26 protein-coding genes are annotated in these 26,359 nt (G+C 59.9%); 16 read left to right on the top strand and 10 right to left on the bottom strand.

Features of this window, described 5'->3' with window-relative positions; translation table 11 throughout:
- Positions 1–334 precede the first annotated feature (334 nt).
- Positions 335–1,294 carry a DUF3991 and toprim domain-containing protein gene (locus NYR58_RS18215; RefSeq protein ID WP_261522582.1) on the top strand — a complete coding sequence of 320 codons (960 nt, stop codon included), beginning with the start codon at positions 335–337 and terminating at the stop codon, positions 1,292–1,294.
- A 703-nt stretch (positions 1,295–1,997) separates the two neighbouring features.
- Here the strand turns inward: NYR58_RS18215 and NYR58_RS18210 are convergent.
- Positions 1,998–2,891 carry a cation diffusion facilitator family transporter gene (locus tag NYR58_RS18210; RefSeq protein ID WP_261522581.1) on the bottom strand — a complete coding sequence of 298 codons (894 nt, stop codon included), beginning with the start codon at positions 2,889–2,891 and terminating at the stop codon, positions 1,998–2,000.
- A gap of 801 nt (positions 2,892–3,692) precedes the next feature.
- The gene (locus tag NYR58_RS18205; RefSeq protein WP_261522580.1) at positions 3,693–4,616 is read right to left on the bottom strand and encodes a LysR substrate-binding domain-containing protein; all 924 of its coding nucleotides are present in this window, start codon (positions 4,614–4,616) and stop codon (positions 3,693–3,695) included.
- An 86-nt stretch (positions 4,617–4,702) separates the two neighbouring features.
- Between NYR58_RS18205 and metC the strand changes: the two genes are divergently transcribed.
- The 7 genes from metC (at position 4,703) to NYR58_RS18170 (ending at position 12,372) form a co-directional block, all read left to right on the top strand.
- Positions 4,703–5,929, top strand: a complete 1,227-nt coding sequence (gene metC, locus NYR58_RS18200; protein ID WP_261522579.1) for a cystathionine beta-lyase — start codon at positions 4,703–4,705, stop codon at positions 5,927–5,929.
- A complete protein-coding gene (locus NYR58_RS18195) occupies positions 5,926–6,957 on the top strand; it encodes an amino acid ABC transporter substrate-binding protein (protein WP_261522578.1) in 1,032 nt (343 codons plus the stop codon). The genes metC and NYR58_RS18195 overlap by 4 nt, the downstream gene beginning before the upstream one ends.
- A gap of 63 nt (positions 6,958–7,020) precedes the next feature.
- Complete coding sequence (locus NYR58_RS18190) at positions 7,021–8,163, top strand: amino acid ABC transporter permease (RefSeq protein WP_261522577.1); 1,143 nt, start codon at positions 7,021–7,023, stop codon at positions 8,161–8,163.
- Between the two features lie 3 nt (positions 8,164–8,166).
- A complete protein-coding gene (locus NYR58_RS18185; RefSeq protein WP_261522576.1) occupies positions 8,167–9,255 on the top strand; it encodes an amino acid ABC transporter permease in 1,089 nt (362 codons plus the stop codon).
- Complete coding sequence (locus tag NYR58_RS18180) at positions 9,252–10,016, top strand: amino acid ABC transporter ATP-binding protein (RefSeq protein WP_261522575.1); 765 nt, start codon at positions 9,252–9,254, stop codon at positions 10,014–10,016. The genes NYR58_RS18185 and NYR58_RS18180 overlap by 4 nt, the downstream gene beginning before the upstream one ends.
- Before the next feature lie 407 nt (positions 10,017–10,423).
- Positions 10,424–11,428, top strand: coding sequence for a L,D-transpeptidase family protein (locus NYR58_RS18175; protein ID WP_261522574.1), 1,005 nt, complete (start codon positions 10,424–10,426; stop codon positions 11,426–11,428).
- Positions 11,429–11,754: 326 nt separating this feature from the next.
- A complete protein-coding gene (locus tag NYR58_RS18170; RefSeq protein WP_315903350.1) occupies positions 11,755–12,372 on the top strand; it encodes a transglutaminase-like cysteine peptidase in 618 nt (205 codons plus the stop codon).
- 420 nt (positions 12,373–12,792) lie between these two features.
- Here the strand turns inward: NYR58_RS18170 and NYR58_RS18165 are convergent, their stop codons facing one another.
- Genes NYR58_RS18165 through NYR58_RS18155 form a run of 3 tightly spaced genes read right to left on the bottom strand, consistent with a single transcriptional unit; the run spans position 12,793 to position 15,026 of the window.
- Positions 12,793–13,515 carry a ZIP family metal transporter gene (locus tag NYR58_RS18165; RefSeq protein WP_261522573.1) on the bottom strand — a complete coding sequence of 241 codons (723 nt, stop codon included), beginning with the start codon at positions 13,513–13,515 and terminating at the stop codon, positions 12,793–12,795.
- The gene (locus tag NYR58_RS18160; RefSeq protein WP_261522572.1) at positions 13,515–14,447 is read right to left on the bottom strand and encodes a cation diffusion facilitator family transporter; all 933 of its coding nucleotides are present in this window, start codon (positions 14,445–14,447) and stop codon (positions 13,515–13,517) included. Before NYR58_RS18160 ends, NYR58_RS18165 begins: the two co-directional genes overlap by 1 nt.
- Before the next feature lie 39 nt (positions 14,448–14,486).
- The gene (locus NYR58_RS18155; RefSeq protein WP_261522571.1) at positions 14,487–15,026 is read right to left on the bottom strand and encodes an iron transporter; all 540 of its coding nucleotides are present in this window, start codon (positions 15,024–15,026) and stop codon (positions 14,487–14,489) included.
- 660 nt (positions 15,027–15,686) lie between these two features.
- On the opposite strand from NYR58_RS18155, the gene NYR58_RS18150 reads away from it, so the two are divergent.
- From NYR58_RS18150 to NYR58_RS18125, 6 genes are all read left to right on the top strand, one after another.
- A complete protein-coding gene (locus NYR58_RS18150) occupies positions 15,687–16,028 on the top strand; it encodes a c-type cytochrome (RefSeq protein ID WP_261522570.1) in 342 nt (113 codons plus the stop codon).
- Between the two features lie 4 nt (positions 16,029–16,032).
- Entirely contained in the window at positions 16,033–17,019 is a 987-nt protein-coding gene (gene coxB, locus NYR58_RS18145) for a cytochrome c oxidase subunit II (RefSeq protein ID WP_261522569.1), read from the top strand.
- Positions 17,016–19,580 (top strand): cytochrome c oxidase subunit I, encoded by a 2,565-nt coding sequence (gene ctaD, locus NYR58_RS18140; protein ID WP_261522568.1) that lies wholly within the window; start codon positions 17,016–17,018, stop codon positions 19,578–19,580. The genes coxB and ctaD overlap by 4 nt, the downstream gene beginning before the upstream one ends.
- A gap of 5 nt (positions 19,581–19,585) precedes the next feature.
- Positions 19,586–19,954, top strand: a complete 369-nt coding sequence (locus tag NYR58_RS18135; protein ID WP_261522567.1) for a hypothetical protein — start codon at positions 19,586–19,588, stop codon at positions 19,952–19,954.
- Between the two features lie 119 nt (positions 19,955–20,073).
- The gene (locus NYR58_RS18130) at positions 20,074–21,030 is read left to right on the top strand and encodes a cytochrome c oxidase assembly protein (RefSeq protein WP_261522566.1); all 957 of its coding nucleotides are present in this window, start codon (positions 20,074–20,076) and stop codon (positions 21,028–21,030) included.
- A 115-nt stretch (positions 21,031–21,145) separates the two neighbouring features.
- The gene (locus NYR58_RS18125) at positions 21,146–22,306 is read left to right on the top strand and encodes a c-type cytochrome (protein WP_261522565.1); all 1,161 of its coding nucleotides are present in this window, start codon (positions 21,146–21,148) and stop codon (positions 22,304–22,306) included.
- Between the two features lie 116 nt (positions 22,307–22,422).
- Here the strand turns inward: NYR58_RS18125 and NYR58_RS18120 are convergent, their stop codons facing one another.
- Positions 22,423–23,514, bottom strand: a complete 1,092-nt coding sequence (locus tag NYR58_RS18120; RefSeq protein ID WP_261522564.1) for a sodium:calcium antiporter — start codon at positions 23,512–23,514, stop codon at positions 22,423–22,425.
- Positions 23,515–23,703: 189 nt separating this feature from the next.
- Between NYR58_RS18120 and NYR58_RS18115 the strand changes: the two genes are divergently transcribed.
- Positions 23,704–24,141, top strand: coding sequence for a hypothetical protein (locus tag NYR58_RS18115; protein ID WP_261522563.1), 438 nt, complete (start codon positions 23,704–23,706; stop codon positions 24,139–24,141).
- Between the two features lie 11 nt (positions 24,142–24,152).
- Here the strand turns inward: NYR58_RS18115 and NYR58_RS18110 are convergent, their stop codons facing one another.
- The 4 genes from NYR58_RS18110 to lspA all read right to left on the bottom strand — a co-directional run bounded on the left by NYR58_RS18110 (position 24,153) and on the right by lspA (position 25,412).
- Positions 24,153–24,428, bottom strand: a complete 276-nt coding sequence (locus NYR58_RS18110) for a hypothetical protein (protein WP_261522562.1) — start codon at positions 24,426–24,428, stop codon at positions 24,153–24,155.
- A gap of 36 nt (positions 24,429–24,464) precedes the next feature.
- Positions 24,465–24,719, bottom strand: a complete 255-nt coding sequence (locus NYR58_RS18105; protein WP_261522561.1) for a hypothetical protein — start codon at positions 24,717–24,719, stop codon at positions 24,465–24,467.
- Positions 24,720–24,854 carry a hypothetical protein gene (locus NYR58_RS18100; protein ID WP_261522560.1) on the bottom strand — a complete coding sequence of 45 codons (135 nt, stop codon included), beginning with the start codon at positions 24,852–24,854 and terminating at the stop codon, positions 24,720–24,722.
- Positions 24,855–24,941: 87 nt separating this feature from the next.
- The gene (gene lspA, locus NYR58_RS18095; protein WP_261522559.1) at positions 24,942–25,412 is read right to left on the bottom strand and encodes a signal peptidase II; all 471 of its coding nucleotides are present in this window, start codon (positions 25,410–25,412) and stop codon (positions 24,942–24,944) included.
- Between the two features lie 481 nt (positions 25,413–25,893).
- On the opposite strand from lspA, the gene NYR58_RS18090 reads away from it, so the two are divergent.
- Positions 25,894–26,313 carry a thioredoxin domain-containing protein gene (locus NYR58_RS18090; RefSeq protein WP_378074737.1) on the top strand — a complete coding sequence of 140 codons (420 nt, stop codon included), beginning with the start codon at positions 25,894–25,896 and terminating at the stop codon, positions 26,311–26,313.
- Positions 26,314–26,359: the final 46 nt, after the last annotated feature.

Genomic DNA, 26,359 nt, shown 5'->3' with positions numbered 1-26,359 from the left:
TGAGGCCAACGCTTGCTATGAGGCGCAGCGTCGTGCCGCCCGGGCACGCGTTCGCGGCGAGAAAGCCGAATTCTATCACTGGGCCAAGGTCGCCGCCGAAATCGCCCGCATCTCCCCGCAGCGGTTGACGCGCAGGGTGTGCGTGCCGCTTGCGCGCTGCGCCCGGCAAGGGAGGCTTCGCCGCGGCGGGCGAAATCGGTCCGGCCCCGCAAATCTGCCGGGTTGCCCGCCGCGCCCTTGCCCGGCTTGCTCTTCGCGGCCTGCCGATCCTCGTCCCGGCACGGACCGGGAGCGGGAATCGGATAAGAGGAGCGCGCGAAGGCGCAGGCGAGATATGGAAAAAGCAGACCTGGAAGAGCTGAGAGGGAAGGTGCCCTGCAACTCCGTGCTGGAGGACGCGGGGTTCGAGCTCGATCTTAAGGAGAGCAGCCGCAAGGCGATGAAGTATCGCCGCGCCAGCGAGATCATCATCGTGATCCATGACGGCAAGGGCTGGTTCGATCCCTTGTCCGATGCGAAAGGCGACGTCTTCACGCTGGTGGAACATCTCGACGGCGTGCCTTTTGCCGCCGCGCTTTATGTCGTTGCCGAGCTGGTCGGCTTTGTCCTGACCGAACCTGTCTGGACACGCGAGACCAGGGACCGTGCGCCCGACCTGACGATCATGGAAGGTTGGCGGCTCCGGCGCAAACCATGGCCCGGCTCGGCAACATGGCGTTATCTCCGCGACACGCGCCGCGTCCCCGAACAGGTCATCGGGAAGGCCATTGCCGCGAACCTCCTGCGCGAAGGCCCAAAGGGCAGCATGTGGGCCGGCCACACCGATCACGCCGGTCAGGTGACCGGCTGGGAGGAGCGCGGCCCCGATTGGCGCGGCTTCGCGTCCGGCGGCGCCAAGGTGCTGTTGCGTCTCGGCCGGTTCGATGCGCTCCGGCTCTGTGTCACCGAGGCGGCGATCGACGCCATGAGCCTGGCTGCGATCGAAGACGTCCGCGCGGATACCCTATATCTGAGCACCGGCGGCGGCTGGGCACCGGCCACGGCCGAGGCCCTTCGCGCACACGCCCACCGGCCGGGCGCCCATCTCGTGGCGGCCACCGACAACAACGCGCAGGGAGAGATATACGCCGGCCGTCTGCGAGACCTTGCTGCCGAGGCAGGATGTGGGTTCGCGCGGATGCGTCCGCTGGCGGAAGACTGGAACGCGGAATTGAGGAAGGAACCAGGAATCGGGAGGGAGGGAGAAGCCGAAGCAGGACGGCTGCCGCATGCCCGCCGGCCGCCTCAAGGGTGACGCTTCGCCCGGCTGACGCCGGCCCTTGACCCGGCCGGACAGAGAGGCGGCCGCTCGAGAGGGGTCCGGAAGGGCTGAAGATGATGGCGACGTCGAAAGGATGAGCCGCCCTCCAGCCCCGGAGGCCAAGTGTCGCTTGGCACTTAAGCGTAAGAATGCGCCCGTTTCGCTACAAGTGGGCACTTAATTGTGCGAATCCGGGCGGCTGGATTATCAAATTAAGTGGCGGCGCAAGCCACTGAAATCGTCGGTATGCGATTCGCGCAATTGAATGGAAACTCACAGTTCCAGCAAGCGCTGTCCCGGGTATCGCCAAACGTACTTTATGACGAAATGACACTCGGTCTGCTCAATCCAGAGAGGCGTTCGTTTGGGTTGCTTTTTCCGAGCCAAATCAGCCAGGAGCTGATGGGTGCACCGCGCCCGGATCGCAGCGCCTCATCCTTGTGTGGCCGCAGATGGCGAACAACGCGTCGATGCGGCTGGCCGCTTCTGGCGCAATCAGCGAGATGGTCGGCCTCCTTCAGACTTCCGGCTATAACACGTAGCCGAACCGGATCGGCGCGAACCCGGTGAGATTGAAGACGACTTCGTGCTTATCGGTCCAACCGCTCGTAGCAGCGGGTGCATGCGCGTCAGCTCGTCCTCGGCGAGCTGGCCCTCGCAGGCGAGGCTGACGTGATCGTCATGCTCCTAAAGCGTCTTAGTGAACCTGGTCGCCCTCATTTGCCGCCGACGCGCCATGTCCATAAAGGGCAGCGTTCTCGTGTACGAAATCGGTGTGCTCGAACTCCAGGCTGGAATGGGTAACACCGAAGTGGTCCCTCAGGCTCTCCTTGATTTTTGTCTTTATGGCCTCAATGCGCTTCCAACCCTCCGCTGTCAGGACCACGTGGCAGTCGAGCGCCGCCTCGTGCTCCTGCATCTGCCAGAGATGCACATGATGAACGTCCCGGACGCCCTCGACGCTCCGCATCGCGACGATAAGACCCTCACTGTCGATGTCGGGAGGACTGCCCAGCATCAGCGTCCGGATAGGCTCGCCGATCTCCGTGAAGGCAAGGTACAGGATGTAGAGTGCGATCCCGATCGTGATCGCTGGATCGACCCAGCGCATGTCGTAGAGGATGATGAGCGCCCCGCCGACGATCACAGCAACCGAAGCCAGCGCATCGGAAAGATTGTGCAGAAAGAGCGCGCGGATGTTCACGCTGCCCTTCTGCATCGAGTAGGTCAGCATCGCCGTCAGCGTGTCCACTGCGAGTGCTACACCGCCGAGGATCACCACAGTCCAGCCCGCGACCTCGGGCGGGTCGATCATTCGCATGCCGCCCTCGTAGATCAGGTAGAAGCCCACGATGATCAACGTGGTGTAGTTGACGAGCGCGGCGACTATTTCAATCCGCCCGTACCCAAAGGTCATCCTTTCGTCCGCCGGACGCCGCGCGATCTTGCGGGCTGCAAAGGCGATCAGAAGCGACGCCATGTCGGAAAAATTGTGCAGCGCATCCGCGATCAGGGCGAGACTGCCGGCCAATATGCCGCCGACGATCTGTGCAACAGTCAGTATGCCATTCGCCCAAATCGCTATGGACACCCGCCGGTCTCCGGACTTGGGATCAATGTGAGTATGGCTATGATCATGCTGCATAGGACACCTCCTCGTGGTGATGGTTCAGCCGGTCGACCCCCGGAATGCGAGTACGCGCCCAACGCACATTGCACTGACTCAACGGTTCATGCAGTTGCGGGCGATACGCAATAGATCCAGTCGCGTAGTGGACCGAAGTCCTGACGATGCTTTTCGCAAAGCAGTCAGAGCTGTCGAAGGTTCCGAAATCGCGGACGATGCCGGTATTTCGAGTATGGGTGGCGCCCTTCGTGCGACCGACCGGCAGCGCACTCCATTTGGGGCTTCGGTCAACTCGGCAACCGACTGTGTCTCGAAATCGAAAATCCACGTGAGAGCATGTAGCGGAACGGTGCAGATCATGGCATCTCTTATCGCATCGTTCCAAGGGAAAGATAATTGCTACAGTAACTGGAGATTCATGCCCCATTTCCGCCATGCGCTGCGCGGAGCAATCGGCATAGGCGATGTAGATCGGCGCCACGGTCAGTGCTACCTCCACAGCCTCACCCATATGCGGCATGACGGCGGCGAGGACCAGAAAGAGAATGAGAGCAGTTGCCGGCTCCGTAGCAGTCTGAATGCCATGACGCATATTTGCCGCTCGACACTCGCTGCGCCTGTAACTGGACGGAAGCGGTAAGCATCAGCGGTCCTGCGATCAGCCACACGAAGGCGTGGAGGAAGAGCTTCGGATGGACGAGACCGGAAGTGTCGCTGCTAAGCAGCAGGCGCAACTAGACTGGCAGCAGTGGGAAGTAACCTCTGTCACAACTGGTCGGCGGCCACAGCGTTACCAATGCCGATCTGGTTCCGCGTATCATGCAGTGCCGCGATGAGGACCTCGGTCTGTGTGGATTTCAGTCTTTCCTTTGCAGTCAGAATCAGTGCGCGAAAAGGGATTGTGGGGGAGAAGGGGCGAGCAACCAACCCGCGCTGATCGAACTGGCTGGCACGGTAGGTCATCGCATTGGCGATGCCAATGCCTACGCCTTCAAGCGCGAGATTGCAAACGACCTCGGAGTATTGCGTTTCAACCACCGTACGTGTTTCTAGACCCGCGTCTTCCAGGATACGTTCGATGCGCCGTCGGACGGTATCATCCGGTGACAGGGCGATGAACGGCTCGCCGACGAGATCGGCGGGTGTGACGGTTTCGCAGTTGGTCAAGCGGTGACCTTTCGGCATGACGCAGATCGCCGGCGCGGTCATGAAGGGCTGCGTGGAAACGCGTGATACGTCGATCTCGTCGGCTGCCAAACCCACGTCTGCCTGACCGGAGGCGACCATGTCGCGCACAGCGTTGGATCCGGCAACCAGAAGCGTGACGTGTCCCGATCGGTCCTTGGCGCGATAGCGCTGGATTGCCTTAGGGGCAAAGGACAGCCCGAGGGCCGGATAGCAGGCCAACCGCAGTCCACCTGCGCCGAATTCGCGGATTGCAGCGGCGCGCGCGCGCAACTGATCCAGACCGATGAAGGCGCGCTGCACTTCTTCGTGTAAGGCATGCGCTTCAGGCGTGGGCACTAGTCGTCCGCCAACCTGGCGAAAAAGAGTAAGCCGTGTTGATCGGGCAAGGCGGGCGACAGCGCGACTTACAGCCGGTTGGCTGATGCCCAGGAAGTCGGCTGCCCGATTGGTGCTGCCCATGCGCATCACCGCGTCGAACGACTCAAGCTCACCCAAATGCATAATAACACCAACGCATAAACAACCCGCACGTGGGACATTATCGCACATAGGCGAGCTGGACTACAGTTCGATCAAGGAGATCAGCATTGAAAAGAGAAACCAGACTGCTGCGTGCCCAACCTGCAGGTGATGAGGGGTTCGCCAGCCTCTCGGTACCGGTGACGCGGGCTTCGACCATCGTCTTCCCCACGTCAGACGCCTTTGAGCGGCGCTACGAGCAGTTCTATGATGGCTACACCTACGGACTGTATGGAACGCCGACGAGCCGGACGCTCGAGGCGCGCATGGCAGAGCTCTATGCGGCCGAGTACTCCCTGTGCATGCCGTCAGGTCAGTCAGCGACGGTTCTGGCGCTGACCGCTCTTCTCAAGGCTGGCGACCGGGTCTTGGTCACTGCCGCAGCCTACGGTTCGACACGTACCTTCTGCACTGAGATGCTCGCACGGTTCGGAGTGGAAACTGTACTTTACGATCCCGCCATCGGGACAGACATCGGCGCACTGATAAACGAGCGCACGCGGTTGGTCGTGATCGAGTCTCCTGGTTCGAACACCATGGAAATTCAGGACATTCCGGCCATCGCGCAGGCCGTGCGCACTGCTGGAGCGTGTGTGTTGGCTGACAACACCTGGGCTTCCGCACTGAACTGCAACCCGCTCGATCTCGGAGCCGACATTGTCATGGAAGCCCTGTCCAAGCACGTCGGCGGGCATGCGGACTTACTGCTTGGCGCGCTCGTGACACGCGACGAAGCGTTGTTCAGGCGCATGAAGGATGTCAGCCGCATGATGGGGCTGGGCGTCTCGGCTGATGACGCAAGCCTGGCATTGCGAGGTCTCCAGACCATGCCACTACGAATGGAGCGGGAGGGCGCCTCTGCACTAACTCTTGCGCGGTGGCTCGCCTCCCGTCCGGAAATAGAACGAGTGTTGCACCCGGCCTTGCCAAACGATCCGGGGCACCGGTTGTGGCGGCGCGATTTCCAGGGCGCGAGCGGCCTCTTCTCGATCGCGCTGGCGGTCCCCTTTCAGGAACGCATGGCAGAATTCGTGGATGCGCTGCGCGTCTTCCGTATCGGGGCCAGTTGGGGCAGCGCACAGAGCATTGTCACACCGCAGACCCCGCACCGAGTAGGTGACGAGGCGGGAGCGACGGCAGGCAACAAGCTGATCCGTTTCTCGATCGGGCTAGAGCCTGTCGAGGACTTACAGGCGGACATCGAGGCAGCCTTGAGCCTCTTGGGCGCCGACGCCGCGCAAACCACGCGGGCACGTGCTCTTGATAAGAGGGAACTACAACAAGAGGAGAGATGACCCAGATGAAACGTGCTATCTTGTTTGCCGCCGCGGTGGCCGCCGCGGCACTGATCGTAGGGTCGGCGCAGGCCCAATCCATCGCCGACAAGGTCCGCGAAAGGGGCTATGTCAGCTGCGGTGCAAGCCAGGGCGTGCCTGGCCTTTCACGTCCCGACGATCAGGGGGTGTGGACCGGCTTCGATGTCGATAATTGCCGTGCCGTCGCGGCCGCAGTGCTGGGAGACAGCGAGAAGGCGCAGTTCGTGCCTCTGAACGCCGCCCAGCGCCTGCCCGCGCTACAGACAGGCGAGATCGATGTGCTGTCGCGAACCACGACCTGGACCTATACCCGGGACGTCGCGGTCCGTTTCGTCGCCATCAACCTGGTGGATGGCGACGCGATCATGATCCGCAAGGCACTGGAAGTGAAGACGGCCGCCGATCTCGACGGCCTGACAATCTGCCTCCAGGGCGGCGGCAGTCTCGTAGAGAACGCCCTTGACTTGATCGAGCAGAACAATGCGGTCCAGGTCGAACGCGTCTATTTCGACTCCACAATTCTAGCGCGGGATGCGTATTTCGGCGGACGGTGCGACGGCTACATGAGCGACGGGTTCGCGATTGCTGGGCAGCGCGCCTCCGTCGCCAGCAATCCCGACGAACACACGATCTTCTACAGCGGCGCGACGACCGAACCGCTCGCTCTTGCCGTGCCCCGCGGTGACGACCGATGGTTCGACATCGTTCGATATGCGTTCAATGCAATGGTCTGGGCCGAAGATCGCGGCATCACTTCGCAGAACGTGGACGAGGTCGCGGCCAGCACCTCCGACGCTGAGACCCGCAAGGCTCTGGGTGCGGAACCCGGCATAGGAGAGCCCCTCGGGCTTGATGACAAATGGGTCTACAACGTCATCAAGCAGGTCGGAAATTACGGTGAGGTCTTCGCCCGCAATCTCGGCGAGGACAGCCCCTTGAAAGCAGAGCGACGGCTTAACGCTCTTTCGCGCGACGGTGGCATCCTGTTCCCAATCGCGTTCAAGTAATCCAGTAGCTCTGGCCGTCCGGCACCATCTGCCAGACGGTCAGACCGGTAAGGGGAGCAGGCCATGCTGCAGGATGCCCGTTTTCGCGCCATCGCCGCCCAGATGTTGCTTACGATAGGCGTCGTCGCCATCATGTTCGTGCTGTTCACGACAACGGCGCGAAATCTGGAGCTTCGCGGGATCCCGATTGGGTTCGGATTCCTTTGGAAGCCGGCGAACTTCCAGATTGCCGAGACCATCCTGCCTTATTCATCCTCCGACCCGAACTGGTGGGCCGCGGTGGTCGGGTTGGTCAACAGCCTGTTCGTGTCGGTTCTCGTCATCCTGTTGGCCAGCATGATTGGCCTGTTTATCGGTATTGGCCGGCTGAGCCAGAATCCGCTGTTGCGCGGTATTTGCCGGGTCTGGGTGGAAGTGGCCCGCAATACACCTCTAGTCGTCCTGCTCATATTCAACTACGCGCTGTGGTGGGAGATCCTGCCTTTGGCCTCGGAGGCCTGGAGGCTTGCGCCGGGAACGCATGTATCGGTACGGGGTCTGTCGATGCCGGCCTTGCGCTGGTCGGAGTCGGGGGTCGTGCCGTTCGTGTTTCTTGTTGCCAGCGTGGCATGTCTGATTGGGGCGGCCTATGCCGCGAACTGGCGACAATCGGTGACCGGGCGACGCCCGGCCTATCTGGCAGTGGCCTGGCCTCTCGTCGCAACGGGCGTTGCGCTGCTTCTTTTTATGCATCGTGACGCAATATCGATTGAAATGCCGGAGTTCCGACGGGCGAACTTCGCCGGCGGCTGGTCGCTTACTCCCGAACTGACCACCATCCTGATCGGTCTCACCTTTTATACCGCGGGCTTCATTGGCGAGATCGTGCGCGGCGGTATTCTGGCGGTCCGCAAGGGGCAGTGGGAGGCTGCCACGGCCTCAGGGCTCACGCGAGCGCAGACCTACCGGCTGGTAGTCGTGCCGCTTGCATTGCGCAGCATCGTCCCGCCGCTGAACAGCCAGTACATCAACGTCATCAAGAATTCGACGCTGGCTATCGTCGTCGGCTATCAGGATTTCATGACGGTCGTAAGCACCATGATCAACAAGACGAGCCATGCCATCGAGGGCGTCGCAATGATCCTCGGTGTCTTTCTCCTGGTGAACCTCGCCTTGTCCGCGCTGCTCAACGCGTACAACCGACGCATCGCCATTGTGGAGCACTGAGACATGACCGACACTGCATCCAACACGCTTGCGCTGCCTATTCGCCCCTTCCTCCGGCCCTTGCTGCAACGCTTGGCACCGTTCGTGGGCACTCCACTGAATGTCGCGCTTAGCTTGCTGCTCCTCTGGCTGATCCTCCGCGTTGGCTGGCTGCTTCTGGATTGGGCGGTCGTCAATGCAGCGCTCCTGCCCGCAAAGCCGGAGACGTGCGCCGCCACGACCGGTGCCTGCTGGAGCTTCGTGATTGCCAAATCCGGGCAGATCCTGTTTGGCATCTATCCGCCTGCGGAACGGTGGCGCGCCGGCCTTGTGTGCGTCCTGATCCTGACCACGCTCGTGGCGTCTGCCCGGCCGTCGTCATGGCGCCCGTGGCTCGGGTTTGCATGGGTGGCTATGATGGCGCTCGTCCTGTGGCTGATGGGCGGCGGTTTCGGGCTGAGCCGCGTGCCGACGAGTTCGTGGGGCGGCCTTCCAGTGACGCTGATCCTTACCGTCTTCGCCATCGGGCTCGGGTTTCCGATGGCGATCCTGCTCGCACTTGGGCGCAGGTCCGGCCTGCCGGTAGTTCGGACATTGAGCGTGCTGGTGATTGAAACGATCCGGGGCCTGCCACTGCTGAGCCTGCTCTTCGTCGCTTCGATCCTGCTGCCCCTGCTTCTGCCTGAGGCGCTCCTGCCAGACAAGTTTGTGCGCGCGCTTCTCGCCCTGACCATCTTTGCCGCGGCCTATCTGGCTGAGGTCATTCGCGGTGGCTTGCAGGCTATTCCAAGCGGTCAGTCGGAAGCTGCCAAGGCACTGGGCCTGGGCTACTGGAACACGCAGAGGCTGATCATCCTGCCGCAGGCGATCCGCATAGTTATCCCGGCCCTGACCAACACGATCATCGTCATGATCAAGAATACGAGCCTCGTCTTGGTGGTCGGGCTGTTCGACCTGATCAGTTCCGGCAAGGCGGCACTCTCCGATCCGGACTGGCCGGCACCGTCGACCGAAACATTCCTCTTCATCGGCCTGATCTATTTTGCGCTTGCCTTTTCCTTCGCGCGATTTGCCGATTTCCTTGAACGCAGCGGTATGGAGAAGCGTGGATGACCGAGACCATAACCTCGAGTGCCCCCGTTGCCGCGATCAGGATTGAGAACCTGGGAAAGTCCTATGGTGACTTCGAAGCGCTCAAGAATGTCAATCTCATTGTCGCGGAAGGCGAAAGGATCGTCATCTGCGGCCCATCTGGTTCCGGCAAGTCTACGCTGATACGCTCGATCAACCGGCTCGAAGAACACCAGATCGGCCGGATCTTGGTAGATGGCACCGAACTCACCAATGATCTCAAGGGCATCGAGAAAATCCGCTCGGAAGTTGGTATGGTGTTCCAGCACTTCAACCTCTTTCCGCACCTGACGATCTTAGAGAACTGCACGCTTGCTCCGATCTGGGTCCGCAAGCTACCGCGAGCGGAAGCCGAAGAAATCGCCATGCGCTTCTTGCACAAGGTGCGCATCCCCGAACAGGCCAACAAATATCCCGGTCAACTTTCGGGTGGTCAGCAGCAGCGCGTGGCGATCGCGCGGGCGCTGTGTATGAAGCCGCGCATCATGCTATTCGATGAGCCCACCTCGGCGCTCGATCCGGAGATGATCAAGGAGGTTCTCGACACCATGATCGAACTGGCCGACGAGGGCATGACCATGCTGTGCGTGACGCACGAAATGGGTTTCGCACAGGCGGTGGCTGACCGGGTGGTCTTTATGGACCGTGGCCAAATCGTGGAACAGAACGAGCCGATGGCATTCTTCTCGTCGCCCCAAAACGAACGGACCAAGCTGTTTCTGAGCCAGATACTCGGTCACTGAGCGCGCGGCAGCCGGCGAATCTCAGCATCATATGAAGTAACAAACTTGCGGTCGACATCGCTCCTCAAGAATATTCTGTCACACATTTGTTGGGCAATGTGAACGACAAGTGCGGCTTTCTTGCACTATTCCGAGCATGGATCCTGGTTACTGTACTGTTAGCAGCAAATTTCAGTGCTTGTGCAGCGATCGGCAAGGTAAAGGGGAAAGCATCAGCGTCGAGAGGCGGGGACAAAGCGGGAGAACCTCAGCGCGTGTATCGTGTTGCAGATCCCGCTTTGGTACTCCACAATGCGATGCCCGGTGGCGCGATGTTCAGATGGCGCGGGAAGCTTGTAAACCCGTTAACCAGACCGGTATGGTAGATAATAGCACATCTGCATGTGCCCAAAAAGGTTGGGGTACTTTTGAAACGAAAAGTGTTTGGAATTTTGGTGCTCGTCTCGTTGGCGCTCCTTGGAGGCTGCGTATCAACCGTTCTCGATGTAGACAGCAAGGCTTTTCAGCCGATCCCCGCCGGTCTTCTGGGCGAGATGAGCAAAAAAGAAATGTCTCCAGCAGCCCCGATCCTCGTGCGCATATTCAAGCAAGAGAGTGAGCTCGAAATCTGGAAACGCGATCGCTCCGGCCGCTACGCGCTTTTGAAAGTGTATCCAATGTGCCGGTGGTCGGGGCGACTTGGCCCTAAGACCCGTGACGGCGATCGTCAGGCTCCCGAGGGCTTCTACCATGTCTCCGCCGGCATGCTCAATCCAAAGTCCAAATATTATCTCTCCTTCAATCTCGGTTACCCGAATGTGCTCGAAAGCGGGCTTGGCTACACCGGAGACGCACTGATGGTCCATGGCGCATGCTCGTCATCGGGTTGTTATGCGCTGACGGACGGAGGTGTCGCTGAGATATATGCGATCGCGCGGGAGGCGCTCAGGGGCGGCCAGACAGCTTTTCAGGTGCAGGCATTTCCGTTCAGGATGACGCCGGAGAACATGGCGAAATACAGGAGAGATCCGAATTTCACTTTCTGGTCTAATCTGAAGGAAGGCTACGATATTTTTGAAGTTACGCGCAGGCCGCCAAAGGTCTCTTATTGCGAAAAACGCTATGTTTTCGACACCGAGTTCAGCGGCGGCGAACCGCGTGATCCGCTGGCAGCCTGCCCACCCGCCGTATCGGAGCCGAATCCGGCGGTGGCACTTCGCGCACAATCGGATCGGCTTGCGATGGAACAGATCCTGTCGGACGAAACAGCGCCATCGGCCCACGCGTATACTGACGGAGGCATGCACCCATCGTTCCGCAAGCTGCTTGAGCGGTTCGGTCCGGAGGAACTGGCGAAGCGGACGTCCACGGACCTGGTGCCCGTCAGCCGGCCCGAAGCCGCCCTTGCTGACCCGCACACCGAGGGAAGGTAGCGCGGGCTTTACCTTCGGTCAGTTTCCTCACCGCGCGTTCGACAAGATTGCGGCTGAAAAGGTCGTTGGGAGCCTGCTCGGCACGCTCGCGAGCAAAAAATTTCTGCGGCGGCCAATGGGCGCCGTCTTAGGCAAACTTGAAGGGATAGCTCTAGTTTCGCTGGCAACGCCACAAGACGGAGTTGGTAATGTTGTCAGAGGGGTTGCTGTGGACAATGTTAACCCTGCGTCGTGATGTCTCTCACCAGCGGTTGACCTTCAATATTGCGGCTTTTAACGTTCTATTAACAAAAACAACAAGACTCCGAACCATGTGGGGGTAAGGAATGATCCTGAGATGCCTACGGGGCGCCATCCCGTTGTCCGCCGCCGTTGTTCTAAGTATGGCCAGTGTCGCAACGCATGTTGCATTGGCGGAAACAGCCGCGATGAAAATCGGCGGGTTTACATCCCAGCCCATCGGCCATTTTGATTTCTGCAAACGTTACCCGACTGAGTGCGCAGTTCGCTCGCAAGGAGGTCAGCCGGAACGTATGTCGGAGCAGTTTCGGGAGAGGCTTTCTGCCTTGACGCTTGCCGTCAACGAGGCCGTCAAGCCCGTCAATGACACCGAACTGTTTGGTCGTGAGGAGTTCTGGACCTATCCGGGTCGTGCGGGCGATTGCGAGGATTATGTCCTGGAGAAGCGGCGGATCCTGATGCAGGAAGGCGTCTCGCCATCGAACCTGCTGATTACGGTGGTCCGTAAGCCGGACGGTGAAGGGCATGCCGTCCTGACAGTCCGCACAGACGTCGGTGACTTGGTTCTCGATAATCTGAGCGACGTGGTGAAGCCGTGGTACGAAACGAAGTACACCTATCTCAAGCGGCAAGCGAGCACCGACACCGGCCGGTGGGTGACAATTCGCGAGGATCATGCCCCGCTTGTCGGTTCGGTGAAGTGACGGTTCAACTTCGTTGATAATTGCGATCTGGCGAGTTGGCCTTGCATGAAGGGGCAGTCGCCCTCGGGGCGGGTGGCCACCCCTTGATCTCATCATCGCAGTGACGGCGCATGCGCTTTCCTTAGACCGCTTCCATCCTCGCCACCCAAGCGGTCGCACGGTATTCATCGTCATAGCATATTTCGGTGTGTTTTTGAGCCCCTGCAACGTGCTTGAGAAGACCTGGAGCATTCACCGACAGTGCGAACGCGCCTGCCTTCGCGGCTCAGAGCGTCCACGGCGGACCACTCTTTCGGAAGGCGCGATTTCGCCTGGAACGCTCCTTCGTGGTGAGTCGCGCAACCCTTTGAGAACTCCGCATTGTCTTGAGAGACAGTGAAACGGCAGCGATGGCCGCAACTGCGACGATAGGACGCCAACTCATGCTTCGAAGTAGCCTGCTATAAGAGTGAAAAGCACGAAGCCGCCTAGGAAGAATGCGGCCGTTGTCCTGGTGTCCTCGGCACTCTCGTGCGCCTCGGTCAGCATCTCCTCGACGGCGGCAAGGATCAAAAGGCCTGCCGTGAAGGCCAACGCGGTGAGCTTGAGGGCTTCGCTTTGGTCCCGAAGCAGCCAGTAGCTGATGCTTGCGCCCAGGATAGTGGCAATGACGAATGAGGCCGCCAGCGCCAGACGCTTTCCGCGCTGCAGACCCTTGTCCCGGAAATTGGCTATGGCCGCGAAACCTTCTGGTATGTCGGCGGTCACCTGGCCTATGGCGAGAACAAGGGCAAGGCTGAACGACACGGCCGAACCGGCGCCGATCATCAGCCCATCACTGAAGAGATCGATGAAGACGGCCGCGTAAATCATCCAAGCGCCAGCCGTCTTGGTCCCGGCGTTGAGACGCTCCAGGGCCGCATCCAAGCCTATGAACATCGCACCGCCGAGCACGAATCCCAGCATCACCAGCCAGACAGGTGCGCCGCCGAGCGCCTCAGGCAGGAGTTCGACTCCCACCACAGCGACAACGATCCCGGCTGCCATATGCAAGGCCCGGCTCAGGGTCCTTCTCGTGGTCGGCACGAGTTCGGCGAATAATCCACCGGCGAAGTTCCCGGCGGCAGGCATCAAGGCCAACATGAGCACCTGGAGATAATCCATCAATGGTCATCATCCTTCGAGATGAGTTCCTGATCATGTTGAATCCTGTCCGCCAACTCGAATTCCAGGGTGGCATGATGGATTCCAAACCTCTCACGCAGCCGGTGCTTGATCTGTTCCTTCAGGTCAGTGACTCTCCCGAGATCCGTTTCCGAGACCGCGATGTGGCTTCCGAGTGCAAGCCGGTGTTCTTGAAGCTGCCATACGTGCAGGTGGTGGACGTCTTTCACTCCGGTGAAGCGTTTTAGCTCGGCCAGAAGTCCATCGTAGTCGAAGCCTTTGGGCGCGGTGTCGATCAGAACAGCGATGGCTTTCTTGATCTCGCGATAGCCATGAATGAAGATATAGACGGAAATCGCGGCCGTAATAACCGGATCGATCCAGTAGGCACCGGCTCCCCACAGCATAATGACGAGCGCGCCCACTATCACGCCGACTGTCGTGAGAGCGTCTGCGATCATGTGCAGATATGTGCTCTTGACGTTGAGGCTGCCGATCTCCTTGCGAAGCACCCATGCAGCGGCGAGGTCTTCCACCATGGCGATGATGCCGACCACCAGCATGGTCGTGCCGGCTATTTCCTGCGCATTGAACAAGCGGCTGGCCGCTTCGTAGAGGAGGTAGACCCCGATCACCAGGAGAGTGGTCAAGTTGATCACCGCCCCCACCGTCTCGGCCCGACCGTAGCCGAAGGTGCGGCGGCGATCGGCTTGGCGGCGCGAGATCCGCCAGGCGATGTAGGAGACGAGCACCGAACCGGCGTCGGAAAAGTTGTGCGCGGCATCGGCTAGAAGCGTGAGCGAGCCGGAAATTACGCCCCCGATCACCTCGGCAACTGTAATGCCAAGGTTTAAGGCTAGCGCGATTAGAAGCCTTGGTCCGCGATGTGACGGTGACGCTCTTCCGGTATGAGCGTGGCTGCCGTGGGCCATGTTTCGCTCCCGAACGGTTAAAGTGGGCGTTCAGCACGCTCAGGACCCGGCCTTCAGCTGCACTTCCTTGAATTCCGTCACCACAGCTTGAGAGTAGCGTGCGCCATTGGTCTTGTCATGGCGTCCGAATTTCGGCGGATCGACGCGAACGCGCAAAGTGTAGTTGCCGGTGCCCGGCAGCGTGATGTTGCGCCCGTAATGATAGAGCCCCGGGTGCCAAAGAAAGGGAACTTGCATAGGGCCGATAGGATCGCCCCTCTCGGGAATGATCGTAAGCTCTACACGGAGACCGGGTATGAAGCGCCGATCCGCCTTGTCGCAGACCGCGATTTCGATGTGGCAATTTTCGCTTTCCGGCTCCTTCCAGACGAGTTGCCCCTCGCCTTCGAGGTGATAGAGGCCCTCCGCGCTCTCCTGTGCAAAGGCGATCAGATACTCGCCCGCCTCCTGCATTCCGCCATTCGCGACAACCTTGTCGATCATGTATTGCAGTGATTCCTGGTAGGCGTCGCCCTGTTTTCGCGCGAGGTCCAATTGTTCCGCGGTCGCTTCGCTGCTCTTTTGCATTGGCGTCGGCATGATAACCCCGTTTTGCTTCAAACTCGTTCCACACAGGGTCTAACGCATAGCGTCCGAATATGTGCCGGCTGCCTTGTTTGCACCGTCTACACTCCATCTCAAGATTCATCGAACGCGTGCCGCGGGCGAGCCCAATGAACACTCGCATGCGCCAACAGGGTGACACCGGGTGTCTTGGCCGGCCTGAACCGTCATGCACTCTTCATGTCCAGGGGGACCAACCGCCCATGTGCAGGTTCTCAGGATGCCTTGAAGGCCCGGCATTCTGCCCTAGAACACTTGGCATTGCCCCTTTGAAAAAATGGATTGCGAATTTCGGGAGGAGCTGTTGTTTTGGTTGCGTTTTCACATCTTTCATTGGCCAGCCAAGAACGGGACCGTCCCCGGTTCCAGCTATTACAGCTTCTCAGAGGAAAAGGTATAGAGCGGCCGCGGCGTAGCACCGTGGGTCTGCACCATTGGCAACTATCAGTTGCAGGTAGCATCGGTCTGGGGACAAGGCGAGCGGAATACCCGTTCGGCCAAGTACCGGCACCCGATACGGGTGATTGTTTGGCGAACGGAACTGCAGGAAAGCCTCTTTTATTCGCAGCCACGCGGTCGAGGATCAGCTCAGCTGTCCATAGCCTCTTTGGATTTTGCAACGTTTACGTGCTGCTGATGCCGATCGTCCTGGCCGCCTGCAACGATGCCGACGCGCCGGAAGAGCAGCGGGTGCTTGAAGGTGACGCGGAGGCTGGGCGCGCCGCAATCGCCGAAGTTGAGTGTGGCGTCTGTCACAGGATTCCGGGGGTCGCCGGGGCGAACGGCATAGTCGGCCCGCCCCTCGACTCGTTTGGTCGGCGCCAACTCATAGCGGGCGTACTGCCGAACCGACCGGGCGTGCTCGTCCGCTGGGTCAGTGACGCCCCGTCGCTTGTTCCCAATACGGGAATGCCGCAGATGCCGCTTGATAAAAAGCAAGCCCGTGACGTCGCGGCCTACCTTTATACGCTTCGGTAGGCCGATGAAGATCTCAAGACCTGTCCTTCTCGCCGCCCTAGCCACGCCTCTTACCGCCTGCTCGGGGTCGCAATCCGTCCTTGAGCCGAGCGGCCCGCATGCCGATGCGATCTGGAGAATCGGCTGGATCATGTTTACCGGCGGAGCGCTCATCTTCCTGCTGGTTATCGGGCTCACTGTGCTCACGATCATCCTGCCGCAGGAACGGCGACGTTGGCTCGCGCAGCAAAATGTCGTCATCGCCGGTGGAATCGTCTTCCCAGTCGCCGTCCTGTCGCTGCTCCTTGGCTACGGCTTTTTCGTGACCCGCGGGCATGTGGGCGCGGAAGAGCCCACGCTCCGGATCGAGGTCATCGGTGAGCAGTGGTGGTGGCGCGTGCGTTATCTCGACGAGTCCGGTGGGGTGCGCTTCGCCACAGCAAACGAGATTCGCGTACCGGCTGGGGAACCGGTGGAATTCATCCTCAAGAGCGCTGACGTGATCCACTCCTTCTGGGTTCCGAGCCTGGCCGGAAAGCTCGACATGGTCCCGGGGAAGGTGAACACTTACACTTTCTCCGCCGACAAGCCGGGCGTCTACCGGGGCCAGTGTGCTGAGTACTGCGGTGCCCAGCATGCATTGATGGCCTTCTATTTGGTCGCGATGGAGCCGGGTTCATTCGATGCCTGGGCGGCGGGTCAGGCAGACCCCGCATGGGATCGCGTGGCCGCGGAACTGAAATACGGTCGGGACCTGTTCATCGCGAATGGCTGCGGCGCCTGTCACACCGTGCGCGGGACGCCGGCAACGGGCGACCTCGGGCCTGATCTGACGCATGTCGGCGGACGGCTTTCGATTGGTGCGGGGACTCTTCCGACGAATATCGGGACGCTTGCCGGGTGGATTTCGTCCACTCAGCATGTGAAACCGGGAGTATCCATGCCCTCTTTCGGGAACCTCGAAAGCAGGGATTTGCGAGCCATTGCGGCGTATCTGGAAAGCCTGGAATGACGCAGACGGATAACCGCACAGAACGGGCCGCTCCGGACAGGGAGCTACCGAATTCCACCCCTCGGCCAGAAGGCGAGCTGGAGGAGCTCGAGCGCGTCTGGAAGCCGCCGTCGGGATGGAACTACATCACCGTCGTCAACAACACCTACATCGGTGTCTTCTATGTCGGGACGGCGTTCCTGTTCTTCATCCTGGCCGGGGTCCTGGCCCTGATAATGCGGACGCAACTGGCCGTCCCCGAGAATGATCTTGTCGGTGAGGACCTCTACAACCAGCTCTTCACGATGCACGGCACGATCATGATGTTCCTCTTCGCCGTGCCCGCCGTCGAGGCCATGGGCGTCTACCTCCTGCCCAACATGCAGGCAGCACGCGACCTCCCGTTTCCGCGCCTGTCCGCGTACGCTTTCTGGGCCTATTTCGTTGGAGGCCTGGTCTTCTTTTCCAGCATCTTCTTCGGACTGGCGCCAAAGGGCGGCTGGTTCATGTATCCGCCGCTGACGAGCTATGAGTTTTCCCCCGGCATCAACGCCGATTTCTGGCTGTTGGGCATCGGCTTCATCGAGATATCAGCTATCGCCGGGGCCATCGAAATCATCGTCGGAGTCCTGAGAACCCGGGCACCCGGCCAGAGCCTCGACAAGCTGCCGATCTACGCCTGGACGATGCTGATCTTCGCCGGCATGATAGTCTTCGCGTTCCCCGCCGTCATACTCGCCACCGCCCTGCTCGAGCTTGAACGCGCCTTCCAGTGGCCGTTTTTCGTGGCCGAGAAAGGCGGTAGCCCGCTCCTGTGGCAGCATCTTTTCTGGTTTTTTGGCCATCCGGAGGTCTATATCATTTTCCTGCCTGCGGCCGGGTTTGTCTCGATGATCATTCCCACGGTCGCGCAGACGCCATTGGTCGCATACCGGCTGGTCGTGGTTGCTTTGCTCGCGACGGGCTTCTTCAGCTTTGGACTGTGGGTCCACCACATGTTCACGACAGGCCTTCCGCAGCTTTCGCTGTCTTTCTTTTCAGCCGCCAGCATGGCCGTTTCGATTCCCAGTGGAATCCAGGTTTTCGCCTGGATCGCAACGCTTGCCGCAGGTCGCATTCGGCTCAACACGCCGGCCCTGTTCGTCCTTGGGTTTTTGTTCACTTTCGTCCTGGGTGGACTGACGGGTGTCATGGTGGCAATGGTGCCCTTCGACTGGCAGGTGCACGACACCTATTTTGTGGTCGCACATTTTCACTACGTCCTGTTCGGCGGAATGGTCTTTCCGCTGTTTGCGGCCTTCTATTACTGGATCCCAACGGCGAGCGCGCGGCCGCTTTCAGAGCGGCTTGGACGGTGGGTATTCGGGCTCATCTTCATCGGCTTCAACACCGCATTCTTTCCGATGCATATCACCGGACTGATCGGGATGCCGCGACGGGTCTATACCTATCCCGCCGAGCTGGGTTGGAATACGCTCAACATGATCTCCACCGTCGGCGCGTTCATGATCGCAGCCGGCGTGCTCCTGTTCTTGGTCGACCTGATCAGGAACTTCCGTCCTTTCACAAACAAGAGCCCTGGCAATGTCTGGAACGCCGGTACCCTCGAATGGCTGCCGAGCGGTAACTACCAGACCCGGAGCATCCCGATCGTCACGAGCCGCGAGCCGCTCTGGGATCAACCAAACCTGCCGGAGGACGTCGAGGCGGGCCGCTATTTTCTTCCGGGTGCGCCGACCGGCGGACGCGAGACCATCGTCACCAGTCCGATTAACGCAACTCCGCAATATGTGGTGCAGATGCCGGGTCCGAGCTGGCCGACCGTACTCGCCGCCGTATTCACGGCCGCCTTCTTTCTGGGCCTGACGGTGAAGTTGGTCATCCCCGCTGTCATTTGCGGCCTGCTTGCGATCGCCATGGTGATGTTATGGCTGTGGGACACCGATCCCGGCCCGACGGTCGATCAGGTGGATATCGGTGGCGGGCTCCGCCTGCCCGCCTATGTGACGGGGCCGTCATCGCACTCGTGGTGGGCGATGGTGGTGCTCATCCTGGTCGGCGGCACTCTCTTCACCACTCTCATTTTTTCCTATTTCTTCTTATGGACTGTGAACCCCGGAGCCTGGCCGCCGGGGAGCGTCGAGCTTCCCTCACTGGGCTGGCCCGCTGTAGCGGCCGCGCTTTACGCATCCTCGAGCGGTGCCATATGGCTCGCCAGTGGCTTTCTGAAAAGGCGTAAACGAAATGGGCCCTGGTGGAGCGTGCGCCTCCTTCTCCTGGTTGCTTTTCCGCTGATGGCCGGAGGCCTGGCCGTTGATCTTTTCGGACAGTGGCAGACCGGACTGAGGCCAGAGGAACACAGCTACGGCGCCGTCGTCTACACCGTTATTGGCGTTCAGGGCCTTTATGTCGTGGCCCTGACGCTGATGGCGTTCTACACGATCGCCCGGTCTCTGGCAGGCATGTTGGACGGTGTGCGCCGTGTGACGTTCGATAACACTATGCTCTTCTGGCACTACATGACAGCTCAAGGCCTGGTCGGGCTCGCCGTCATCCATTTCTTCCCGCGGCTGATCGGGTGATGCCCATGAGAGAGCGATTTGTGACCCGAATTCTCCTCATGACGGCCGGCCTGATCATATGGGCCGCTCATTTAGGCTTTGTCTATGGCTTGAACGCGCTTGCCTGCACCTTCGATTTCGCACGACTTGAACTGTTCGGAATGGCTCTCAATACACTTACGATTGGAGTCGTGACCTTAATTGCTCTGGGAGCCGAACTTCTCGTCCTTTCCTTCGCCGTCGCCGGTCGGGGAGCGATGGGTTTCGGCGGAGAGGAACAACTTCGCTTCATGGGTCCGATCACCGCCACTCTGGCCGGCCTTTCCGCCGTCGCTGTCCTCTGGCAGGGCCTGCCGGTGCTGGTTGTCCCGGCGTGCACGGGTGCGGGAGGTTGAACGCCATGTCCAGACCGGCTGTCCGTTGGCATCCAGGTAGACGTGTTCATACGCACGCTCCGGGCACTTCACGCCGGACATGTCCTTCAGGAGCAACACGGATTGGAAGGCCGAAGCGAATGGAACGGCACGTTCGGAAAATGGGGTTCGTGTGCGGACTTGCCACGCTGGCTGCCGCTCTCGCGACCGGTCCCGCCTCCGCGCATGTGGATGGTGCCCCGCCTAGCCCGCACGACTTCTGGACCATGTGGAGCCTGGATCCGCTGGTGATTGTTCCGCTGGTCCTGGCAACCACGATCTATGCGTTTGGACTTGTCCGTCGATGGGGTGGCACAGGGCTGGGCCGCGGCGTTCCCGTTTGGAAGGCTGCCACTTTTTTCGGAGGTATGTTCGCCCTGGTTGCGGCTTTGGTCTGGCCTCTTGACGCGATGGGCGAGAGTCTTTTTGCCGCTCATATGGCGCAGCACGTAGTTCTGATGAATGTTGCGGCTCCCCTTTTGGTGGTGAGTACCCCCCTCCCGACGATCGCCTACGGACTGCCGCGCAGCTTTCGCCATCGCTTCGCCATGGCTCTCACATGGCCGCCACTGCGTATGATGTGGCGGGTTCTGACCGGGGTCCTGGTTGCAACCGCACTGCAGCAGGTCGCCCTTTGGCTATGGCACACGCCCAGCGCGATCTCGGCGGCTTTGCGCGACGACTTTGTTCACGCTCTCATGCACGGTTCCCTGTTCGTGGTTGCGTTTCTTTTCTGGATCGCGGTGAGCCACCCGCGGGGCATCGGCTACGCGCGGTCGATCCTGGCCTTGCTTGTCACAGCAAAGCTGTGTGGTTTGCTGGGTGCGCTTATGATCTTCGCGCCTCGGGTTCTTTACCCGGCCTATGCCGACCGCGGTGGACCATGGGGGATGTCACCCATTGAGGATCAACAACTCGCCGGCCTCATCATGATGCCAACGGCGGGCGCGGTATACCTGAGTGCGGCCATAGCCTTGGCCGCCACCTGGCTCGGCCGCATAGCCAAGCAAGCAGATAGCAAGGCGGCTTTCTTACCTCCACCTGCGGGGCTTCGTTAGGAATTGAGAGGCGCAGACGGAGCTTGTAAGACAATTTCGCACCGGGCCAGTTCCATTACAGCCTGGATCTGAGACCAGATGGCAGTGCACACATGGCTCTGAGCAGGCTTGACTGATGGCACGAAGGCTCAAAACCATCGGCTTTTTTCTCTTGTTTGTCGGCCTTGGCGGATTCCTGTTTGCCTGGTCGGGATTGTATAATGTCGCAGCGAGCGCGGGGCACTGGGCGATTACCAGATGGTTCCTCACATTCGGCATGGAGAACTCGGTGGAAACCCAGTCGGTGGGTTTGAAGGTGCCACCGCTTGACGATCTGGCAATGATCCAGCGCGGCGCGAGCCACTATTTCGGAGGGTGCATGAGCTGCCACGGCGCGCCCGGCGAGGCACGCAGTGTTGTCGCCAAGCAGATGCTGCCCGCGCCGCCCTATCTGCCGGACAAAGTCGACGAGTGGCGTGCGGATGAACTCTTCTGGATCGTCAAGCACGGCCTTAAATACACCGGAATGCCTGCCTGGGCCGCCCAGGAGCGTGACGATGAAGTCTGGTCGGTGGTGGCCTTCCTTGCGCGCTTGCCGGAGATAGGCCCAGACGAATACCGTGAGCTCACACAAGGTGAACAAGCAAGCGGAACCGAAACGACTGCCGAACAGCTTCAGCCTTTCTCTCTGGGCGACGGGAGCACGGATGCTCTTGTCAAATGCATTCGCTGCCACGGCTCAAATGGCACCGGCCGCGGCACCGGGGCGTTTCCGCGGCTGGCCGGCCAAAGCGCTGAATACCTCTATTCCGCATTGCAGGATTATGCGCTTGGTTTGCGTCCGAGCGGCATCATGCAGCCGATCGCGGCCGATCTGACTGAGGAGGAAATGCGCACGCTCGCAGCCTATTATGCCGGGATCGAGGACGCTCCTTCCGCAGACCCGCAGCTGCCTGCCGATCGCGAAGTGCTGAGGAGAGGCGAAGCCATTGCGACCGAAGGTATTTCTGATCAGGGAATCCCTGCTTGTGCAAATTGTCACGGGCCGACGACTGCTCCAAGGAATCCTCGCTACCCTTCACTTTCCGGGCAGTATGCCAGCTACATCGCCCAGCAGTTGCGGCTTTGGAAGCAAGATGCAAGGGGGAACACGGAATATTCGCGCATCATGGCAGCGGCCGTTCGCAACCTGGACGAAGAAGACATAGAAGCTGTCTCGCTATACTATGAACGGCTTCAGACCATGGCACCGGACCCGGAGCCGAACGGCCCAGCGTCCGGGCCTACTGGTGAATAGGGCAGAACGGATCGGGACCATTGTGGAGCAACTCCATTTCGGCCGACCGTGCCAGTCAGAGCATAGGATCCCCGCCGCTATCGTGGATTTCGCACCTGCCCAAACTCTGTTTCGAGCTACTGGCCGTCTTGTGAAGTAGCCGAGTTTTGCTGGCCCGAGTCCCCGGAGGCTTGCTGGCCGAAGGGCTGAACCCAGAACACGACAAGCGCGACGTAAGCCGCCGCGACCGCCGGCAGCGCGATGACCTGCCAAAGCTTGAACCCGTGCCTGTCTGCCCCCAAGTGAATGAAGGCCCCATAAAGCGCAGGCATAAGCGCCACGAAAGCAAGCGTCACCCAGAAAAGTTGCAGATTGCTGATGGGCATCCCGATGATCGTGAGCGGAATGAAGGCGAGGGTCATCGTGACGGCGTGATCGCCTATCACGCTGGTGATGGCGGATGTTACCTGTCCGCTCCTTGCGACGTACCAGGTGGCGAATATCTCCGGAAGCGCCGCCACCGGCGCGGTGATGAACAAACCGCCGACGATGTTGGAGATCCCGAGCGCACCGACAATCCTTTCCGTCGAAAAGACCGTGAAGTAGGCGCCGATTGCGAGCGCTCCAAGGCCTGCTGCAGCCATCCACCTCTCTTTGCGTTGCCATTCGACCTTCTCACCGGCTTGGCGTCCGCGCAGCAGTGCTTGCGCGAGGTAGGCGAGATAGGCCACCAGAAGGATCCACCCGTCGAGTGGCTGCAGACCGCGCCAGGGTTTTGGCAGCGTGAGAACGGCGAACAAAGCGACAATACCGAGGTAAGGAATTGCCTGAACGCTGACGGCTCCTCGCTCGACCCGAAGAAGTTGCTCACTGCGATGTTCGGCATGATCCCTGGACTGCCGCCCGCCGTCATTGCCGGTCTTCTGGCCGCCGGAAGACAGACCTTTTTTACGCGTGACGAGATAGCCTACTACGATCATGATCGGGATCGCGATCACGTTGGAGCCAAGCAGAGCTCCGAGCCCGATATCACCGACACCGCGGATCGCGCTAGTAGTGTTAATGCCGATTTCCGGAGCTGCAGAGGCAAGGCCGAGGAAGGATCCCCCGGCAACAACGGAAAAACCCCACTGGCTGCGTAACTTTTTCAGAGGGCTGGAAAGGCGCTCGGCGCCCCAATGTGCGGTCCAAACCGCTGCAAGAAGAACTGCCACCCACACAATCGTCATGATCGCCACCGATGATGCGTTACCTTGCCGGAACGCCCAAGGGCGACTTTTGGTCCCTTTGTCTGTTAACCCCAACTCAAGCTTGGCAAGGCTTACAAGGCCCCGATGCTGCTCGGGGAGACGACCTGCGTTTGCAAGCGCCGGCGGCTTTAGGTGTGAAACACGCAATGGGGATGTAGCGTGCGTGGAATGTTGTGGGCACTTGCCCTGACGCTGTGGCTGACGGCCCCGAGCAACTCCTTTTCGGCAGGTGAGATACCCGTTGCGATTTCGGTCCAGGCCGCCATTGAAGGGGAGCGGCTGCGCATAAGCGGTCGGGCCAGCGTCCCGGACGGAGCATGGATCATATATGCTGTCTACAGGCCCGCTACTCCGCAAAGGCGCACGACCGGTTATGCTCAGATCGACGACGGCCGGTTCTCAGCCAAGATTGATGTCTCGGATTGGCCGCCAGGCGAAATCGCGGTCGACACCCATTTCCAACTTCTTATGCCGCATCGCGTGCAGCCGGATGGGGTAATTGATCGCTTCGGACCGAACGGAGAGCGAATGATCGGCGACAGCGTGGTCGAAGGCGGAAACGCTTTTCGTGCGGCGATCGCCTCAACGACCGTCGCCAAGCCCTGAGTGCTTTGTTTTCAACCTGCCGCACGATCATCCGAATCGACACCCAACCTGCTTTCACCGCCAAAGCCGATCCGACTGATGTTTGGCAAAGCAACTCTGAAATCTGCGGCAACGCCGTTCAAGGCGAGATCGGTTCGAGCCAGTTCAGCGGCACGCTCGAGACAGTTCGAAGCCTTGGAAAGAAAGAATGTCCGTCTCGCAGTTGGGGCCGCCCAATCCGAGATTTGCGCGGCAATGTCTTGAACAGAAGATCGAGGCAGCTTAATGGCCGGGAACGTTGCGCTCAACTTGTTCCCGAATCCCGGCGTTCGCTGCAAAAGAGATCATTTTGCCGCAAACCAGGCAAACTCGACCGAAGCGACCAGAGACAAAAGGTAAGTCGCTGTCGTCCCGTAAAGCGCCTCGGTGAAGTTGTGTCCGCCGACCAAACAGTAGAACCAGAATACCATCCCGATCGCCAGGTAAGAACATAGCCAGGCGGCGACGAACACACTCAGTTTTCGAATGTACTGCAAAGCAGCGACCCCATCTGAGGATGCCGGAACGTCAATATGTCCCGCGATACGGTCAGCGGCCATTCAACGCTGTGTGATCGAGGCGGGAGCAGCCTCCACGGAAGCGGCTGCTCTGTTTTCCTTCGAAATGTGGAAAAGGCTGCCGGCATAAGTCAGGCCGACGAAGAGCAGAAGGCCACTCAGCACGAGAATGTTCATGCGCTTTCGCTTCCGAACGAGCCGCAGCTTTTCGTCGTTGGATAGTTCTACAAATGCTCTTTGCATCATGAATTCCGATATGTTGGATCACTCGATCCCACCGCTTTGGTTTGAGGTCCTCCGCAGGTAGGCAATCACAAGTGCTGTAGCACCGAGCACGACTGCGATATCAGCAAGGTTAAAGGCTGGCCAATTCCAGTCTCCGACATGAATGTCGATGAACTCCGTCACTGCGCCGCGTTGCACTCTATCCCAAGCGTTGGCGATAGCGCCACCTGCGAGGAGGCCGAGAGCGCTGGATTGAAGGCGGCTCTTCGTCGCAGCAGCCCAGGCGAGCACAAGGATGGCGGTCGCCGCGTCAGCAGCAAGCACGAGTTTCGAAGTCCGCATGAAGAACTCTGAGTAGAGCCCAAAAAAACTCCCCGAGTTGAAGCCGAGTTCCAGACTTAAGAAGCTGGTCACCGGAATGGACCTGGGCGGCTGCATAACGAGGTCGATAATGACCAACTTGGAAAAGAGATCGAATGACACCACTGACAAGACAATGAGCAGCGCCATTCCGAGGCTCGCCGGCTCTAACCGATACCACATCGTTTTCGGGCCTCTTCGGCTATGTTGCAGATCCACAATGCAACCTCTAGCCGCTAGAGGTGCAACGTTTTGTGGCAACCTTTCAACTCAAAGAAGTGCGGTGCTTATTATCTTCGCCACTGATTTCACGGGTGGAGCTACAGCCCTGCACACCCGCCGATGTGCGGCCAAAGAGCAGGCGCGAGGAACATCCAACCACTCCAAATGGAAGCGGGCCCGTTACTGGATATCCAGACTAGATGGAACGTACCGCCCGGGCGCTTGAGATCTCCAACCAGGCCGACCGCGTAAGGGCGCACGTTTCGGGGTGCAGATCCCCCCTAAATGGTTGCTCCTGATCTAGGCTAAAGCAACGCAGTGCGAATGCGGCTGAACCGATTTCAAGGCTTGCACCTCTAGCGGCTAGAGGTGTTATCGTCAGCAACACGCGAATGGGAGAAACATATCAATGATACGTCGCAATTTCTTCTGGACCGTTGTTGCTCTCGGTCTGATCTTGCTGCCGCTGCCCGCCGTGGCACAAGAGCAAATCGCAGCCCTTATGGATCCGGGCCCTCTTCCTGAGCAATCGTTCGGTTCTGCCGACGCGCCGGTTACGATCATTGAATACGCTTCCCTGACCTGCGGACACTGTCGAAGCTTTCATCTGACCACTTGGCCCGCGCTCAAGGAAAAATATGTCGACACAGGCCGCGTCCGGTTCATCATCAGGGAGTTTCCCTTCGACCCCCGGGCCTCCGCGGGTTTCATGCTCGCCCGCTGTGCAGGCGAGGACAAGTGGTACGCCACGATCGATCTACTATACCGCTCACAGGAGCAGTGGGTACGCGCTTCGGATGAGATATGGGCGAAAGTTGGTGACGCTTGATCAGGCGGCGACTTGAAGTTGGCGGAGGCCGTCGCGGAACTCAACC

This window comes from Chelativorans intermedius (genome assembly GCF_025398255.1).
GTDB lineage: Bacteria > Pseudomonadota > Alphaproteobacteria > Rhizobiales > Rhizobiaceae > Chelativorans > Chelativorans intermedius.
Note: the sequence above shows the minus strand (reverse complement) of the source record. Positions and strands in the feature narration are given on the sequence as shown.